General features: G+C 67.6%; 17 protein-coding genes. 9 read left to right on the top strand and 8 right to left on the bottom strand.

Going from position 1 to position 15,263, the window contains the following annotated elements:
• Positions 1 to 7: 7 nt before the first annotated feature.
• From FHW78_RS11345 to FHW78_RS11330, 4 genes are read left to right on the top strand one after another with little or no spacing between them, the layout of a single operon-like run.
• Positions 8 to 1,105 carry a dipeptide epimerase gene (locus FHW78_RS11345; RefSeq protein WP_183640269.1) on the top strand — a complete coding sequence of 366 codons (1,098 nt, stop codon included), beginning with the start codon at positions 8 to 10 and terminating at the stop codon, positions 1,103 to 1,105.
• 41 nt (positions 1,106 to 1,146) lie between these two features.
• A complete protein-coding gene (locus tag FHW78_RS11340; protein WP_183640259.1) occupies positions 1,147 to 2,010 on the top strand; it encodes a MurR/RpiR family transcriptional regulator in 864 nt (287 codons plus the stop codon).
• Between the two features lie 19 nt (positions 2,011 to 2,029).
• On the top strand, positions 2,030 to 2,830 hold the full coding sequence (locus tag FHW78_RS11335; RefSeq protein ID WP_255443199.1) for a hypothetical protein: 801 nt from the start codon (positions 2,030 to 2,032) through the stop codon (positions 2,828 to 2,830).
• The gene (locus FHW78_RS11330) at positions 2,827 to 4,122 is read left to right on the top strand and encodes an APC family permease (RefSeq protein ID WP_183640256.1); all 1,296 of its coding nucleotides are present in this window, start codon (positions 2,827 to 2,829) and stop codon (positions 4,120 to 4,122) included. Before FHW78_RS11335 ends, FHW78_RS11330 begins: the two co-directional genes overlap by 4 nt.
• 34 nt (positions 4,123 to 4,156) lie before the next feature.
• Here FHW78_RS11330 and FHW78_RS11325 read toward each other — a convergent pair whose 3' ends face one another.
• The gene (locus tag FHW78_RS11325) at positions 4,157 to 4,642 is read right to left on the bottom strand and encodes a DUF305 domain-containing protein (protein ID WP_203322248.1); all 486 of its coding nucleotides are present in this window, start codon (positions 4,640 to 4,642) and stop codon (positions 4,157 to 4,159) included.
• 291 nt (positions 4,643 to 4,933) lie between these two features.
• On the opposite strand from FHW78_RS11325, the gene FHW78_RS11320 reads away from it, so the two are divergent.
• Positions 4,934 to 5,521 (top strand): Ax21 family protein, encoded by a 588-nt coding sequence (locus FHW78_RS11320; protein WP_183640254.1) that lies wholly within the window; start codon positions 4,934 to 4,936, stop codon positions 5,519 to 5,521.
• 448 nt (positions 5,522 to 5,969) lie between these two features.
• Here FHW78_RS11320 and FHW78_RS11315 read toward each other — a convergent pair whose 3' ends face one another.
• The 5 genes from FHW78_RS11315 to FHW78_RS11295 form a co-directional block, all read right to left on the bottom strand.
• Entirely contained in the window at positions 5,970 to 6,992 is a 1,023-nt protein-coding gene (locus tag FHW78_RS11315) for an NAD(P)H-dependent glycerol-3-phosphate dehydrogenase (RefSeq protein ID WP_183640251.1), read from the bottom strand.
• 52 nt (positions 6,993 to 7,044) lie between these two features.
• On the bottom strand, positions 7,045 to 7,560 hold the full coding sequence (secB, locus tag FHW78_RS11310) for a protein-export chaperone SecB (RefSeq protein ID WP_183640248.1): 516 nt from the start codon (positions 7,558 to 7,560) through the stop codon (positions 7,045 to 7,047).
• 90 nt (positions 7,561 to 7,650) lie between these two features.
• A complete protein-coding gene (locus FHW78_RS11305; RefSeq protein ID WP_183640245.1) occupies positions 7,651 to 8,085 on the bottom strand; it encodes a rhodanese-like domain-containing protein in 435 nt (144 codons plus the stop codon).
• Positions 8,086 to 8,148: 63 nt separating this feature from the next.
• Positions 8,149 to 8,565, bottom strand: a complete 417-nt coding sequence (locus FHW78_RS11300; RefSeq protein WP_183640242.1) for a hypothetical protein — start codon at positions 8,563 to 8,565, stop codon at positions 8,149 to 8,151.
• Positions 8,566 to 8,601: 36 nt separating this feature from the next.
• Positions 8,602 to 9,060, bottom strand: coding sequence for a YiiD C-terminal domain-containing protein (locus FHW78_RS11295; RefSeq protein WP_235996641.1), 459 nt, complete (start codon positions 9,058 to 9,060; stop codon positions 8,602 to 8,604).
• A 16-nt stretch (positions 9,061 to 9,076) separates the two neighbouring features.
• Between FHW78_RS11295 and FHW78_RS11290 the strand changes: the two genes are divergently transcribed.
• The 3 genes from FHW78_RS11290 to FHW78_RS11280 all read left to right on the top strand — a co-directional run bounded on the left by FHW78_RS11290 (position 9,077) and on the right by FHW78_RS11280 (position 12,201).
• On the top strand, positions 9,077 to 9,853 hold the full coding sequence (locus FHW78_RS11290) for a uroporphyrinogen-III synthase (protein ID WP_183640237.1): 777 nt from the start codon (positions 9,077 to 9,079) through the stop codon (positions 9,851 to 9,853).
• 108 nt (positions 9,854 to 9,961) lie between these two features.
• A complete protein-coding gene (locus FHW78_RS11285) occupies positions 9,962 to 10,942 on the top strand; it encodes a uroporphyrinogen-III C-methyltransferase (RefSeq protein WP_183641363.1) in 981 nt (326 codons plus the stop codon).
• Positions 10,939 to 12,201, top strand: a complete 1,263-nt coding sequence (locus FHW78_RS11280; RefSeq protein ID WP_183640235.1) for a heme biosynthesis HemY N-terminal domain-containing protein — start codon at positions 10,939 to 10,941, stop codon at positions 12,199 to 12,201. The genes FHW78_RS11285 and FHW78_RS11280 overlap by 4 nt, the downstream gene beginning before the upstream one ends.
• Positions 12,202 to 12,343: 142 nt before the next feature.
• On the opposite strand, the gene FHW78_RS11275 is transcribed toward FHW78_RS11280, so the two are convergent.
• Positions 12,344 to 13,624, bottom strand: a complete 1,281-nt coding sequence (locus FHW78_RS11275) for an acetyl-CoA C-acetyltransferase (protein WP_183640232.1) — start codon at positions 13,622 to 13,624, stop codon at positions 12,344 to 12,346.
• A 97-nt stretch (positions 13,625 to 13,721) separates the two neighbouring features.
• Here FHW78_RS11275 and FHW78_RS11270 point away from each other — a divergent pair, with 97 nt between their 5' ends.
• Complete coding sequence (locus tag FHW78_RS11270) at positions 13,722 to 14,609, top strand: hypothetical protein (protein WP_183640226.1); 888 nt, start codon at positions 13,722 to 13,724, stop codon at positions 14,607 to 14,609.
• 47 nt (positions 14,610 to 14,656) lie between these two features.
• Here the strand turns inward: FHW78_RS11270 and FHW78_RS11265 are convergent, their stop codons facing one another.
• Positions 14,657 to 15,217: a superoxide dismutase family protein gene (locus tag FHW78_RS11265; RefSeq protein WP_183640224.1), complete on the bottom strand. Its 561-nt coding sequence runs from the start codon at positions 15,215 to 15,217 to the stop codon at positions 14,657 to 14,659.
• Between the last annotated feature and the right edge of the window lie 46 nt (positions 15,218 to 15,263).

Here is a 15,263-nt window from a genome sequence, read left to right as displayed (position 1 = left end):
GGCCCCCATGAAAATCACCGACATCCAGTTCGGCATGCTGCGCGTGCCGCTGAAAACCGCCTTCAAGACGGCCCTGCGCACGGTCGATACGGTGGAGGACATCGTGGTCATCGTGCGCACCGATACCGGCCATGTCGGCTACGGCGAAGCGCCGGCCACCGCGGTGATCACCGGCGATACCCATGGTTCGATCATCGAGGCCATCGCGCGTTTCATCAAACCGCGCCTGATCGGCCAGGAAATCGCCAACCTCAACCACATCACCCACCTCATCCAGACCGCGCTGGAGCGCAACACCAGCGCCAAGGCCGCGGTCGAAATCGCCGTCTACGATCTGTTCGGCCAGCTGTATGGCGCGCCGCTCTACAAGATACTCGGCGGTGGCGATCCGGTGATCACCACGGACATCACCATCAGCGTCGACTACATCGACAAGATGGTGGCCGACTCGATCAACGCGGTCGAGCGTGGTTTCGAATCGCTGAAGATCAAGGTGGGCAAGGACATCGGCCTGGACATCGAGCGGGTCAAGGCAATCTATTCGGCGGTGGAAGGACGCGCGCTGCTGCGTCTGGACGCCAACCAGGGCTGGACCGCCAAGCAGGCGGTCTTCGCCATGCACAACCTGGAAGACGCCGGCGTGGTGCTCGAACTGCTGGAACAGCCGGTCAAGGCGCAGGACATCGATGGCCTGAAGTACGTCACCGACCGGGTACATACACCGGTGATGGCCGACGAGAGCGTGTTCGGCCCCACCGAGGTCATCGACCTGATCAAGATGCGCGCGGCCGACATCATCAACATCAAGCTGATGAAGACCGGCGGCATTTCCAACGCGGTGCGCATCGCCGACATCGCCTCGCTGTACGGCGTGGAATGCATGATCGGCTGCATGCTGGAAACCAGCATCAGCGTTGCCGCGGCGGTGCACCTGGCGGTCGCCAAATCGCAATCGATCACCAAAGTGGACCTGGACGGCCCCTCGCTGTGCCAGTTCAACCCGGTGGAGGGCGGGGTCATCTTCAACGAATCGGAGATCTCCATCACCGACGCGCCGGGGCTGGGCATCCAGACCATCCATGGCCTGGAACTGATTTCGGTCTGACCCCTGGACCGACCCGACACAGGATGGGATAAAGAGCGCACATGCCGCCCCTGGTCAAAATCCGATCCGAACGCGACCACATGTCGGCGATCGAACGCCGCATCGCCGACTTCATCCTCGAGAACGCCCACCTGCTGCGCGACTACTCCTCGCAGCAACTGGCCAGCGCGCTGGGCATCAGCCAGTCCAGCGTGGTGAAGTTCGCGCAGAAGTTCGGCTTCAAGGGTTACCCGGATCTCAAGTTCTCCATCGGCGAGGCCGTGGCCCGCAATGGCGGCGCGCCGCAGCCGCGGCAGGCCGAAGACGCGGGCGACGCGGAAGGCGAAAACAGCGCCTACCAGCGCCTTGAGGCCGGCCTGCGCCGTGGCAAGGCCGCCGCCGAGGAAGAAACCCGGCTGCTCAATCCGCCAGCCAACATCGAACACATCGCCGGCCTGATCCATGGCGCGGGCAAGGTGTTCGTCTATGGCCTGGGCGACGATGGCCTGTTCGCGCGCGAGTTCGCGATGCGCCTGTCGCTGCTGGGCGTGCTGACCGTGCACCATGCCGATCCCATCCTGATGATGGCCAACCTGTCGGCGGCCCGTCCCGGCGATGTGCTGCTGGTGTTCTCCGAGTTCGGCAAACTGCCCACGCTCTCGCAGATCAGCCGGCAGTTCCAGGACGCCGAAGGCAAGGTGGTGTCGATCACCCGGCATACGTCCAACCCGCTGCGGGCGCATGCCGACACATCGCTGGTGGTATCGGCGCATGATTCCGCCCCGCACGTCGAAGCGCTGCTCTATCGTTCCTCGCTGCAGTACCTGCTGGACGTGTTGTTCGTCCTGCTGTGCCACAACCACGACGACCGCCATCGGCAGTTGAACATCAATCTGGAAAGGATCCAGCACCTGCTGGATTCCTGATCCCCGTCCCGGAGCCGCCATGGCCTCTGTGTTCCGCTTCGCGCTGTCGAACCTCGTGCTGGCCACCGCCCTGGCGGCCAGCCTTCCGGCCCATGCGGCGTCCTCCCCGGCGACGGCGCAGGTGGCATCGGCCTGGCGGCAGGCGCAACAACTGATCCTGGTCGTAACGCCAGGCTGGGACGCCAGTGGCGGGAGGATGCAGACGTTCGAACGCCTCGGCGAGGGCTGGCGTGCCACGGAATCGCCGGTACCGGTCACCATCGGCCGCAGCGGTGCCGCGTGGGGACGCGGCCTGCATCCCGCGCAGGCGGACGGTCCGCAGAAACGGGAAGGCGACGGCAGGGCGCCGGCCGGCGTGTTCACCCTGGGCGAAGCCTTCGGCTATGCCGCCCAGCGCGACACCGGATTGACCTACGCGCCGATGCAGGCGTCGCATTACTGCATCGACGTGCCCGCCTCCCCGCTCTACAACCGCATCGTCGACAGCGAGCGGGTCGGCGCGGCCGCGGTCGAAGGCTCGACCGAACCGATGCGCCGCGACCTGCATGCCGATGGCGATGTCCGCTACAAGGAAGGCTTCGTGATCCAGCACAATCCCGACAACGTCAGTGGCGCCGGCAGTTGCATCTTCGCCCATCTGTGGAAGGCGCCCGGCGAACCGACCGCGGGCTGCACCGCCATGGCCGAGCCGATGATGGATCGCCTGCTCGCCTGGCTGGATGACAAGCGGCATCCGGTGTTCGTGTTGCTGCCCGAGGCCGAGTACCGGCGCCTGCGCGCCGACTGGCAATTGCCCGCGATCACGGAGGCCGCCCCATGAGCGACGCCCCCCCCAATCCCGGCTTCGTGCGCGCGGTCAGCCGCTGGCAGATCGTCGGACTGTCCATCAATGACGTCATCGGCAGCGGCATCTATCTGCTGCCGGCCGCCACGGCGGTGCTGCTGGGTCCGGCCAGTGTATGGGCGGTGCTGCTGGCGGGCCTCGCGGTTGCCCTGCTCGTGCTGTGCTACGCGCAGGCAGCCAGCTATTTCGATCAGCCCGGCGGCAGCTATCTGTATGCGCGGGAAGCGTTCGGCCCGTTCGTCGGCTTCGAGATCGGCTGGATGGTCTGGCTGACCCGCATCGCCTCGGCCGCTGCGCTCAGCAACGGCCTGGCGGATGCGACCGCGCGTTTCTGGGCGCCAGCCGCGTCCGGTGGCGGACGCCTGGCGGTCGTGGTGGGCTCGCTGGGCCTGCTGACCCTGATCAACGTCATCGGCGTGAAGTCGGCCGCACGCACCGGCGTGGCGCTGGTCATCGGCAAGCTGCTCCCGCTGGCGCTGTTCATCCTCATCGGCGTGTTCTACGTCGATATCGATCTGCTTCGCAGCGGGGAACTGCCGCCGATGCGCAATCTGGGCGAGGCGGCATTGCTGTTGCTGTTCGCCTATGCCGGTTTCGAGAACATCCCCGCAGCGGCCGGCGAGTTCAAGAATCCGCGGCGCGATGTACCGTTCGCGCTGCTCACGATGATCGCCACCGTCACCCTGATCTATGCGGCGGTGCAACTGGTCGCGCAAGGCACCCTGGCGGGATTGGCCCTGTCGAAGACACCGCTGGCGGATGCCGCCGCCAGTTTCAGCGGCAAGGGCCTGGCCCTGATCCTGACCGTCGGTGCGACCATTTCCATCCTCGGCACGAACAGCAACACCATGCTGTTCGGTCCCCGCGTGCTGTACTCGCTGGCGGAAGACGGCTTCGGCCCGCGCGCGCTCGCCAGCATCCACCCACGCTTCCATACCCCCGCGGTGGCGATCGTGACCCAGGGCGTGCTCGCTCTGGCCCTGGCGCTGTCCGGCTCTTTCGTGCAGCTCGCGCTGCTGTCGGTGGTGGCACGCCTGTGTGCCTACATCGGCACCACCCTGTCGGTGCTCGTGCTGCAGCGCCGCTACGCCGACCATCCAGGCGCGCTGAAGTTGCCCGGTGGCCCGCTGATTCCGCTGGCCGCGCTGATCCTGTCGCTCGGCCTGCTCGCCAGCGCCAACATCGGCAACCTGCTTGCCGCCGCGGTCGCATTGGTGATCGGTGCGGTGCTGTATCTGTTCCGGCGCAGGATGCCGGCGAACGCCTGACGCGGTTCCGGCACAAGCAGGGTCGCCGACGCCCTCATTCCAGCCGGGATTTCATCTGCGTGATCTCGGCTTCCTGGCCGCGGATGATGCCGTCGCACAGGCGGCGCAGATCCGGCGCGTCCAGTTCCGCCTTCCGGCACATCAGGACGGCGCCCGCATGGTGGGGAATCATCGAGCGCAGGAACTGCTGGTCACCGATGGCCCACTGTCCGCGGATTCCCAGCCAGCACACCAGTGCGACGACAAGTGCGCAAAAAGCCAACAGCAGGTTGAGCCGGCGATCCGGATACATGCTCCGCATCAGCAGAACCTCGATCAGCAGCATCGGCGCCGCCATCAAGCCGGCCATGTAGATCTGGTTGAGATTGTGGAAGACGTTGCCGGGACGATCGACCATCGCATACATCAACAGGTACATGACCGCGAAGGACAGCGCGATCATCACCAGCAGGCGCCGGTAGTGCCCCGATGCCCGATGATTGCCGTCGTGCGCTTTTTCGTGCGGGGATGATGCGGCCATGACCTGCTCCTCGTTTCCTTTCCTCGACACCCGCAACGCTAGGTCGTCGCCGGTGTGGGATGCGTGCAGGAATCCCGCACGTGATGAAAGGCTGACTTTGCGCGTCGGCCTGCGTTTTTCGGCCGCCTGCTCATGTGCCGAAAGTTCCGCAAATCACTCTTCAATTTATGTACTGCTCAGTTTGATATTCAGGGCACATTGAGGGCGCTAACGGATAATTCACATCACCAGCAGCGAACGGATCACCTCCTCAGCGCTGGATACCAACTAAAAAAATAGAGGTTTGAGCGTATGAAGAAGTCCTTGCTTGCCCTGACCCTGCTGGCCGCCCTGCCGTTCGCCGCCTCCGCGGCCGATGGCGTCTCCTACAACTACGTGGAAGGCGGTTACACCAAGACGAACATCGATGGTCCGGATTCCGACGGCTGGGCGCTGAAGGGCTCGGTGGCCATCCACCCGAACTTCCACCTGTTCGCTGATTACAGCCAGCAGGAAGTGGACGACGTGAAGGTCGACTTCGACCAGTGGCGCGTCGGCGTCGGCTACAACCATGAGCTGTCCAAGCGCGTGGACCTGCTGACCCGCGTGGCCTACGAGAAGGTCAAGACCGATCGCTTCACCACCCCGTCCGGCATCCGCGTCCCCGGTTTCAGCGCCGATGGCTACAGCGTCGAAGTCGGCGTGAACAGCGCACTGACCAACCGCCTGAACGGCTATGCCCTGGCCGGTTACGAAGACGGCGACGACTATGACGGTGACTTCTACGGCCGCCTCGGCGCGCAGGTGAAGTTCACCCCGAACTGGAGCGCCTCGGCCGACGTGAAGGTCGTCGACGGTGGTGATACCCAATGGTTCGTCGGTCCGCGCTTCAGCTGGTAATCCAGGAAGCCACACCGCCTCCCGCGACGTGTCTCTCTCTCCCCGCGTCGCGACCCGAAGCCCGGCCACAAGCCGGGCTTCTCTTTTCTGGTCCAAGCGGCGCGAATGCCGTTTCTCCGGCCTCGAAGATGGAGATGGCCCGCCATCCGGTGGTTGAGGGGTGGCTACATTTCGCGCCAAGAGCAAATCCCCCTCGGTCCCCCTTCTTCGAAGGGGAGGCGAAGCGGGTTTCCCTACGCGGTCGAGTCGTTGATAGCCCCCTTGATCAGTCATTCGGCTGTTGAAAGCGAAAAAGGGGGCGGGCACCTGCGCAGCAGGTGAAGGAGGATTTGCTCTTGGTAGAAGAGCAAATGCTCCTCAACCACCGAATGGCGAGTCCACTTCCCGGCAACCATAAAAAAGCCCGGCCAATGACCGGGCTTTCTGCATCCTCGATCCGCTCGACGGCTTACTTGAACAGCGTCTCCGGATATTCCGGTTTCTGTTCGCGCGCCAGCAGTTGCTGCAGGCCCAGCGTGGGCGTTATCTCGCCATGCAACACGGCACGGACCGCGCTGGAGATCGGCAGGTCGATGCCGTGCCGCTCCGCCTGGCGCATCACTTCGTCGGCGGCCTGCATGGATTCGACCACCTGGCCGATTTCGCGGATCGCTTCCTGGATCGGCTGGCCACGCCCCAGCGCCAGGCCCAGCCGCCGGTTGCGCGAGAGATCGCCGGTGGCGGTGAGCACCAGATCGCCCAGGCCAGCCAGGCCCATCAGGGTTTCCGGCTTGCCGCCGATTGCCGCGGCCAGTCGCAACATCTCGTTGAGGCCGCGGGTAATCAGGCCGGCGCGCGCATTCAGTCCCAACTGCATGCCATCGGCGACGCCGGTGGCCACGGCCAGCACGTTCTTCATCGCGCCGCCCAGTTCGGCGCCGACCATGTCGTCGCCGGTGTAGGCGCGGAACGCCGGGCCATGCAGCACTTCGGCCATCAACTGGGCGAAGCCGGCGTCATGGCCATGCACGGTGACCGCGGTCGGCAGGCCGAGTGCGACTTCCTTGGCGAAGGACGGGCCGGTGACGACGGCCAGCGGCACGTCCGCGCCCAGGATTTCCTCGGCGACCTCATGCAGGAAGCGTCCCGAACCGGGCTCGAAGCCCTTGGTGGCCCAGGCGACGCCGGCGCCGGCCGGCCGCAGCGGGGCGACCAGCTTCAGCGTTTCGGTGAACGCATGCGACGGCACCACCACCAGCACCAGTTCGGCGCCTTGCATGGCGGTGGCGAGATCGGTGGTGGCGCGCAGGCTTTCCGGCAACGCGATGCCCGGCAGGTAGCGCGGGTTCTCGTGCTGCGCATCGATCGCGGCCGCGACTTTTTCGTCGCGGCCCCACAGCACGACCTGATGGCCGTTGCGGGCCATCAGGGTCGCCAGCGCGGTGCCCCAGGAGCCCGCGCCTAGGACGGCGATCCTCAACGAATCAGCCATGCGTCACCCCCATCGGCGCGGTTCGCGCCACGACGGGATTGTGCCTCATGAATCAGGCGTTGCCCGCCGGTTCCGTGTTGGCCAGTTCGCCGTCGCCACCCTGCTGCGCGGCGCGCTGGCGCAGGGTTTCGGCGTACAGGGCGTCGAAGTTGATCGGCTGCAGGAAGAACGGCGGGAAGCCGCCGGACTGGACCAGGTCGCTGACCAGCTGGCGCACGTACGGGAACAGGATGTTCGGGCACTGGGTGCCGAGCAGCACGTCGACCGCCTGCGGCTCCAGGCCGACCAGGCCGAAGATGCCGGCCTGCTGGACTTCGGCCACGTACGCGGTCTTGTCGCCGGCCTTGCAGGTCAGGGTGACGCCGAGCACGACTTCGAACGCGTTCTCGTTCAGGCGCTGCACGCGCTGGTTGAGGTTGAGCTGCAGGTCCGGCTGCACGTTCTCGGTGAAGATGGCCGGCGCACCCGGGACTTCGAACGAAACGTCCTTGACGTAGATCTTCTCGACGGTGAACGCGGCGCCAGCTTCGGCCGGCGCGACGGCGCCGTTGTTGGTTTCTTCGGACATTTCGAAACTCCGGGAATTCGGTTGAACGGAAAGTAAAGAGGGTGATTATGGCATGTCTTGGCGACGCGCCCGCCCGGAATCAAGGGCGGCTCAGCGGCCCTTGATCAGCGGCAGGTCGGCCTGCTGCCAGGCGGCGATACCGCCATCCAGCCAATACACCTGGGTGAAGCCGGCCTTCTTCAGGCGCTTGGCCGCGTCCGCGGACGCCTGGCCATTGCGGCACACCATCACCACCGGCAGCGCCTTGGCCGGGGACAGCAGCTTGCTCTCCGGGTCGAACTGGCTGGGCGCGACGTTGCGGCTGCCGGCGATGTGCCCCTTCTCGAAATCGCCGGTGGCCGACAGATCCACCACCAACGCGTTCTCACGGTTGATGAGACCAGTGAGCTCGGCCGGGCGCAGGGCCTTGTAGCCGCGGAACAGGCGGGCGATTTCGGTGTAGATGATCACCGCGGTCAGGCCGACGAGCAGCAGCGACAGGACCGGGCTATGGGCGACGAACGCCTGCAGTTTTTCGAAACTCACGGGAATACGCGGGTCTGGGCAAACCGCGATTGTCGCATAGCGGCGCGGACTGCGGCGGGGGCGCTATTCGCCTTCCCAGAAGTCCGGCAGGCCACCGACCAGCCACCAGCGCTTGCCCTCGGCGTCCCAGCGCCAGCGCTCGCGGTAGCGCAGGGTTCGCTCGGCCTGGGTATGGCGGTTGATCACCCGGACCTCGATCAGGCGCACGACCACCTCGTCCGGTTCCACCAGGCTGGACAGGTCGCGATAGCCGGATACCTGGACCTGCTCGTAGCGCCGCAGCTCGAATTCGCCCATCGGGTGCGCCGCGGCGTAGGCGGGCTCGACGAAGGTCCATGCGCCTTCGAAATCGCCCCAGCGAATCGCCGCCGCGTAGGCGTTCTGGGCCTGTTCCAGCTTGGCCCGCTGCCGCCCTCCCGCGGCCTGCACACCGAACGCGGCGATCGCCAGGACCACCAGCAGTACCCAGCGCAGGCTCATCGGCATCGGTTCCCCTCCCCCACAGGTACCTCCATCCTACCGCCTCGCGATGGCAACGAAACGACCGCTCAAGGTGGTGGCCGCGCCGCCATCGGGCAGGTACACCACCGCCTCGACCTGGATCCGCGCCCGCCCGCGCTGGCGCAGGGTGGCCAGGAAGGTCTCCCAGGATTCGCCCGGCGCCAGCCGGGCTTCTGCCTGCAGATCCGAACGCAGCGGCGCGAGATAGCGGATGTTGCTGTCCGCTACATACACTTCGGCGGATTCGCCGGCCAGATCCAGGCCGAGCGTGACCCGTCCCCAGCCGGCCACCGTCATCAGCGAAGTCAGGCTGCCGCCGAACGCAGTGCCCTTGTCATTGACGTTCCGCGCCAGCGGAGCCGTCAGGCGCAATACGCCATCCGCATAGCCGGCAACCTCCACCTGCATGGCGGCGACCGGCGGCATCCCGCGACAATACGCACGCAGGCGATCCAGCGCGGCTTCGGCATTCATCACGGATAATCCGCCCATGGCTTCGGATAAAGACGCAGGATGGTACGTGATCTCGCTGCGGCCGCAGGGCGGGCATGAGGCGCTACGCCGCGCGGCGGCGCGGCGCGGCGCCGGGCTGCTGGCGTTGTCGCCGTGGCGGATCGCCGTGCGCGGGGACGAAGCCGCGCGCGCAGCGCTGGCGCGTGCCCTGCAAGGCGACCTCGTGCTGTTCACCAGCCCGGCGGCCGTTGCCGCCGCCGCGAGCCTGCAGCATCTGCAGGCCGCGCCGGGACAGACATGGCTCGCCGTGGGCAGTGGCACCGCGCACGCGCTGCGTCGCCAGGGCATCGCTCGGGTCTCGGCGCCTGCGCAGATGGACAGCGAAGGCCTGCTGGCCCTGCCCGAACTGCAAGCGATCGCGGGCAAACGGATCGGCTTCGTGACCGCGCCGGCCGGCCGCAACCTGCTGGCGCCCGGCCTGGCGGAGCGCGGTGCCCGCCTGGAACGCGCCGACGTTTATGAACGAACGGACGTGGCCGTGTCGGCGCGCAGCCTGCGTGCGCTGGAACAGTTGCGCGCGCCGGCCTGCGTGTTGATCAGCAGCGGCGGTGCGCTCGAACGGCTGGTGGCGCAACTGCCGTCGACCGCACTCGAAACGCTGCGGCGCCTGCCGGCGATCGCCGCCAGCGAACGACTCGCGACGCAGGCATCGCAAACCGGTTTCGCGCGCGTGCTGCAGGCCGCCGGACCTCGCAACGCGCACATGCTGGACGCCGCGGAAACCGCCCTGTCGCGGCCCGATCCGCTAGCATGAGCCCACGACGCCCGCCAGAACGACAACAAGGACGGTCGAGTGAACGACGAAAACCCTTCCCCTTCTCCTTCCGGTAACCGGGATCGCCGCGGCGGCCGCGGTGCGTTCATCTGGCTGCTGGCGCTGATCGCGCTGGCCGCCGTCGCTGCGCTGGGCTGGCGCGGCTGGAAGGCGCGCGACGCGCAGGCACAGGCGCAAGCCGCCGATGCCGCGCAGCGCCTGGGCGCCATCGAACAGCGGCTGGAATCGGTGCGTCGCGATCAACGCACGCTGACCCAGCGTGTCCAGGACGCGGCCGCGACCAACCGCGTGTTGCGCGATGAAGTGCTGGGCCTGGGCCAGCGCGGCGCCCTGCTCGAGGAAAGCGTCGCCAAGCTGTCCGACCCGAGCCGCCACGGCGCGCAGGCCCTGCGCCTGGACGAAGTGGAGATGCTGCTGTCGCTGGCCGGGCAGCGGCTGAGCGTGGCCGATGATCGCGACGGTGCCCGTCATGCCTACGCATTGGCTGCCGGCGCGCTGGAAGGCATCGACGATCATCGTCTGCTCAATCTGAAGCAGACCCTCGCGCAGGAGCGCCAGGCATTGGAGGCGCAGGGTGCGGGACCACGCGCGCGCCTGAGCCGGCAGTTGGACGCTTTCGCCGCGGGCCTGGCGGGGTTGCCGCAGCGCACGGCAGCGGCGTCGGCGGTGACCGAGCAACGCCGCTGGCAGCGCTGGCTGGCGCCGCTGGTGGATGTGCGGCCGAGCCGCCAGGCGGCGTTCGTCGCTCCCTCCGATCGCAATGCCGGCGAAGCCGCGCTGCGCATCGAGATCAGCCTGGCGCACGCGGCACTGGAACGCGGCGACGCGGCCGGCTTCCTGGCCTCGCTGAACCGCATCGATCAATGGATCACCCGGTTGTGGCCGGATTCACCGGCACTGCGTCAGGGTCGCCAGCAGTTGGCGGCGATGCGCCGGCTGCCGCTGCGCGACGACGTGCTGCTGCTGGGCAGTACCCTGGAACAGCTGCGCAGCCTGCGCTCCGCGGGTTTCACCGCGCCGCCTCCCGCTGCCACGGCGACCCGACTGGAGGAGGAGACCGTGCCATGAAGGTGTTCCGCACCACCGTCATCCTGCTGATCCTGCTGGCCGTCGGCGTGTTCGCCGCGCAATGGTTGGCGCAGGAACACACTCGTGATTTTGGCCGGGTATTCGTGGAGTTCGGCGGCAACGACTGGGAAACCGACGTGCCGCGCGCGCTGCTGTCGCTGCTGCTGGTCGCCGGCGTCATCTGGCTGCTGCTCAAACTGCTGACCCTGCCGTTCCGCGCCTGGGCTCGGCATCGCCGGAAGCAGGCGCGCGCGCGCCTGATCGAGGGCCTGGACAACCTGCATGGCGGCCACTGGAACCGTGCGGAAAAGTTGCTGGAACGCGCCGCCGAGGATGATGAAGTGGGCGCAATCGCGCGGATCGCCGCAGTGCGCGCGGCCGATGCCCGCGAGGACGAGGCCGCCGCCCGCCGCCATCTGGAAGCGCTCGCGCAGCGCAGCGCGGCGGCCCATGCGTTGACCACCGCCGATCGCGCGCTGGCCCGCCAATCCCCGATCGAAGCGCTGACCGCGCTGGAATCCCCTGCCGCGCAGCCGCTGCCGCCGCGCGGACTGTCGCTGCGCGCGCAGGCGCTCGCCCAGCTCAATCGCAGTGGCGAAGCCTATGGCCTGCTGGGCGCGATGAAGCAACAACAGTCACTGTCGGGCGGTCGGCTCGATACGCTGGAAAAGGAACTGGCTGCCCGCGCGGTGCGCGAGGCCGGCGACGCCAACGTGCTGGCGGAGCGCTGGGAAACCCTGTCCAAGCCGCTGCGCAACGATCCCGCGGTGGTCGCCGCCTATGCCGAGCGCGCGGCCGCGATGCGCTGGGAAGATGCCGCCATTCGCAGCCTGGAGTCGGCCATCGACGTACGTTGGGACGAATCCCTGGTCGCGCTGTATGGACGGCTGCCGGTGGGCAAGGCCGATTCGCGCCGGGCGAGCGCGCAGCGCTGGCTGCAGGCGCACCCGGCCAGTCCCGCGCTGCTGGTCACGCTGGCGCGGCTTGCCCGCCAGCAGGGACAGTGGCCGCAGGCGCAGGAATTCCTGCACCGCGCGCTGGCGCAGGGAGCCGGGGCGGACGCATGGGAAGAACTGGGTGAAGGTTTCGCCGCCGTTGGCGACGAAGCCAGCGCGCGGCGCAGTTTCGCCAACGCGTTGCGTGCGCTGCGCGGCGAGCCGGCGATCGAACTGCCGGGGCGCGACATGAAGCAGAAGATTTTCGATGCGGCGGTGGTCGAGGAACGCGACGAACACGGCCTGCCGCGCCTGCGCGGCTGACAAACCGCGCATCCCGCATACAATCGGTAGGAGCGGCCTCCGGCCGCGAGCTGTTCCGCGGGCTCGTCCCCGATTGCCTCGCGCGTCCACGAGAAGGAGCTCGCGCCGGGACGGCGCTCCTACCCGGTCGTGTATGTGCGAATCAGCGCTCGATGATCGCGACCACGCCCATGCCGCCGGCGGTGCAGATCGACACCAGGCAACGGCCGCCACCACGCTGCTTCAGTTCCTTGGCGGCGGTGGCGACGATGCGCGCACCGGTCGCGGCGAACGGATGGCCGGTGGCGAGCGAGGAACCATTCGGGTTCATCTTCTCCGGATCGATCCGGCCCAGCGGCGCGTCCAGGCCCAGCCGGTTGCGGCAGTAGTCCTCGCTTTCCCACGCGCGCAGCGTGCACAGCACCTGCGCGGCGAAGGCTTCGTGGATTTCATAGAAATCGAAATCCTGCAGCGTCAGGCCGTGGCGCTTGAGCATTTCCGGCACCGCGACGGTCGGCGCCATCAGCAGGCCCTCGCCGTGCACGAAGTCGACCGCCGCCACCTGCGCGTCGCGCAGGTAGGCCAGCGGTTCGTGCCCGTGCGTGCGTGCCCATTCCTCGCTGGACAGCAGCACCGCGGCCGCGCCGTCGGTCAGCGGCGTGGAGTTGGCCGCGGTCAAGGTGCCGCGCCCGGAAGTCTTGTCGAACGCCGGCTTGAGCGTGGCGAGCTTTTCCAGCGAGGTGTCCGGACGCAGGATGTTGTCGCGCTCCAGTCCGCGGAACGGCGCGATCAGATCACTGAAGAAACCGCGCTCGTAGGCCGCCGCCAGCTTCTTGTGCGAGGCCACCGCCAGTTCGTCCTGCGAATCGCGGGAAATGTTCCATTCCTTGGCCATGTCCTCGCAATGATCGCCCATGCTCTTGCCGGTGCGCGGCTCGGCCACGCCGGGAAACTCGGGCTTGAGCTCGCTGAACTTGAAGCCCTTCACCAGCGTCTTGATCTTGTCCTGCGTGGTCTTGGCGCGATTGGCGGCGAGGATGCGCGCGCGCAGCTTCCTGCCGTAGACGATCGGCACGTCGGAGGTGGTGTCCGAACCGCCGCCGATGCCCGATTCGATCTGTCCCAGCGAAATCTTGTTGGCGACGGTGATGATGCTGTCCAGGCTGGTACCGCAGGCGCGCTGCAGGGTGATGCCCGGCGTCAGCGGCGAAAGTCCGGAGGACAGCGTGGCTTCACGGCCCAGGTTCCAGTCGCTGGAATGCTTGATCACCGCGCCCATCGCCACTTCGCCGAGTTGCTGGCCATGCAGGCCGAAGCGCTCGACCAGCGCGCCGAGCGTGCGCACCGACATGCCCAGGTTGCCCACATCCGCATAGGCGGTGTTCTGCCGGCAGAACGGAATGCGGACGCCACCGAGGATGGCGACGGGACGGGCGGCTGGCATGGAGGACCTCATCACGGTGCGGTGGTTCGGAAGCCGCGGCGGCGGCAGGCATAATGCGAGAGTGTAATGCCCCCCTCCATCGCCGCCAAACCTTGATATGACCGCATCCGCAACGACCGCCGACGTGAAGGGATTCCTGGCGCTGGAACTCTCCGCCGGAAACGCCCCTGCGCAGGCCGCGCTGCGGCCCGCCGACGCCGCCATGCTGGTGGAGCGGATTGGCCGCGACCTGGCTGCGCTGGTGCCCGCCATCCGCGATCTGGATCTGACCCTGGCCGCGGCGCATTTCGACCCCGCCGAGGCGCTGCGCCCGGGCTGGCCGCTGCATCGTCGCCTGCAGGAGCTGCAGCAGCGCGCGCCCGGCCGCAACAGCGGTCCGCGGATGATCGCCTTCGGCGCGGATGAGCACGGGGAAGTCCCGCTGCCATTCGCCGCCGAGAACGATCTGGCGGGCGGGCCGCTGCGCGTGCTGCCGTTCCTGCTCAGCGGCGAGAACCATACGGTTTCCGAAGTTGCCGAACGGTTGGAAGCGATCCTGCTGGAGACCGGCATGGCCCAGGCCGATACCGCGCTGCTCGCGCAGCAGGCCTTCGGCGCGCAGATCGAACACGCGCGCTACCTGACCCTGCATGATCTCGCCGCCATGACCGCGATGCAGTATGGCCACGGCGGTCTCGATTCGCTCTGGCCGATCATCGAGACCGCGCTGCTCGCGCCGGATCGGGAAGAATGGCTGGACGCATCGCCGGAGCCGCTGCTGCGCTACCTGGACGGCGAAGTACGCATCGCGCTGTTCGAGCCTTCCGCCTGGCGTGCGCGCTACGCGCCGCAGGAAGCCACCGAAGAACGGCTGGAGCGCGCCTACAACCATTTCCTCGCCCGCCAGCAGCAATTCGCCGCGGTACTGGAAGCGCACGGCATTCCGGTGCTGTTCGCGCACTGCGCCGGCTATGCGGATCCGCGCGACGCCCTGGGCCAACCCTGAGCCGGGCGATAGCGGGAACGACGCGTTGCGCCGTTCCCGCGTGACCGTCACTGGGTGACGGTGATGATCCCGCAGGCCACGCGCGCGCCGGCGTTGCCGGCGGGCTGGCTGGTGTAGTCGTCCGGCGAGCCGTGCACGATCAGCGCCCGCCCGGCGATGTCGTTGGGCGCGCCGCCGCCGAGAGTCACGCCGGTCAGGTGCACGTTGATGCGGGCCACGCCTTCGGCGTTGGCGGTGACATTGTCCATGTCGCCGGCATGGTGCGCGCCACCGCCGGCCTTGCCGTGGGTGGTCGCGGTCGGATTGAAGTGCGGGCCGGCGCTGCTGGCGTCCACCGCGCTGCAATCGCCTTTCTCGTGCACGTGGAATCCATGCGCGCTGTTGGCCGGCAGTCCGCCGACTTCGCCGGTCAGGTGCACGCCATCGGCCATCGGCACCAGCGTGATCTTGCCGCTGACCAGGCTTCCCGACGCCGAGGCGAGGTTCGCGATGCCCTGCTTGGCGGTGCTGGTGGCGGCCGGGGCGGCGGGCTGTTCCGCCGGCTTCGGGTTGCTGCCGCAGGCGGCAAGCGCGACGGCGGTGACGGTGGCGAGCAGTGCGGTACGCATGGCGATCTCCTGGAAGCGTGAGCACGCAAACGTAACCTCAGCTTCA

Source organism: Pseudoxanthomonas sp. OG2 (genome assembly GCF_014192765.1).
Taxonomy (GTDB): Bacteria; Pseudomonadota; Gammaproteobacteria; order Xanthomonadales; family Xanthomonadaceae; genus Pseudoxanthomonas_A; species Pseudoxanthomonas_A beigongshangi.
The sequence above is the reverse complement of the archived record's forward strand: the minus strand, read 5'-3'. Positions and strand labels throughout refer to the sequence as shown.

What these genes read in the sequence shown, in the direction of transcription:
- FHW78_RS11345 (WP_183640269.1), top strand. Translation starts at nt 8, where the DNA reads ATGAAAATCACCGACATCCAGTTCGGCATGCTGCGCGTGCCGCTGAAA.
- FHW78_RS11340 (WP_183640259.1), top strand. Translation starts at nt 1,147, where the DNA reads ATGCCGCCCCTGGTCAAAATCCGATCCGAACGCGACCACATGTCGGCG.
- FHW78_RS11335 (WP_255443199.1), top strand. Translation starts at nt 2,030, where the DNA reads ATGGCCTCTGTGTTCCGCTTCGCGCTGTCGAACCTCGTGCTGGCCACC.
- FHW78_RS11330 (WP_183640256.1), top strand. Translation starts at nt 2,827, where the DNA reads ATGAGCGACGCCCCCCCCAATCCCGGCTTCGTGCGCGCGGTCAGCCGC.
- FHW78_RS11325 (WP_203322248.1), bottom strand. Translation starts at nt 4,642, where the DNA reads ATGGCCGCATCATCCCCGCACGAAAAAGCGCACGACGGCAATCATCGG.
- FHW78_RS11320 (WP_183640254.1), top strand. Translation starts at nt 4,934, where the DNA reads ATGAAGAAGTCCTTGCTTGCCCTGACCCTGCTGGCCGCCCTGCCGTTC.
- FHW78_RS11315 (WP_183640251.1), bottom strand. Translation starts at nt 6,992, where the DNA reads ATGGCTGATTCGTTGAGGATCGCCGTCCTAGGCGCGGGCTCCTGGGGC.
- secB (WP_183640248.1), bottom strand. Translation starts at nt 7,560, where the DNA reads ATGTCCGAAGAAACCAACAACGGCGCCGTCGCGCCGGCCGAAGCTGGC.
- FHW78_RS11300 (WP_183640242.1), bottom strand. Translation starts at nt 8,565, where the DNA reads ATGAGCCTGCGCTGGGTACTGCTGGTGGTCCTGGCGATCGCCGCGTTC.
- FHW78_RS11295 (WP_235996641.1), bottom strand. Translation starts at nt 9,060, where the DNA reads ATGAATGCCGAAGCCGCGCTGGATCGCCTGCGTGCGTATTGTCGCGGG.
- FHW78_RS11290 (WP_183640237.1), top strand. Translation starts at nt 9,077, where the DNA reads ATGGCTTCGGATAAAGACGCAGGATGGTACGTGATCTCGCTGCGGCCG.
- FHW78_RS11280 (WP_183640235.1), top strand. Translation starts at nt 10,939, where the DNA reads ATGAAGGTGTTCCGCACCACCGTCATCCTGCTGATCCTGCTGGCCGTC.
- FHW78_RS11275 (WP_183640232.1), bottom strand. Translation starts at nt 13,624, where the DNA reads ATGCCAGCCGCCCGTCCCGTCGCCATCCTCGGTGGCGTCCGCATTCCG.
- FHW78_RS11270 (WP_183640226.1), top strand. Translation starts at nt 13,722, where the DNA reads ATGACCGCATCCGCAACGACCGCCGACGTGAAGGGATTCCTGGCGCTG.
- FHW78_RS11265 (WP_183640224.1), bottom strand. Translation starts at nt 15,217, where the DNA reads ATGCGTACCGCACTGCTCGCCACCGTCACCGCCGTCGCGCTTGCCGCC.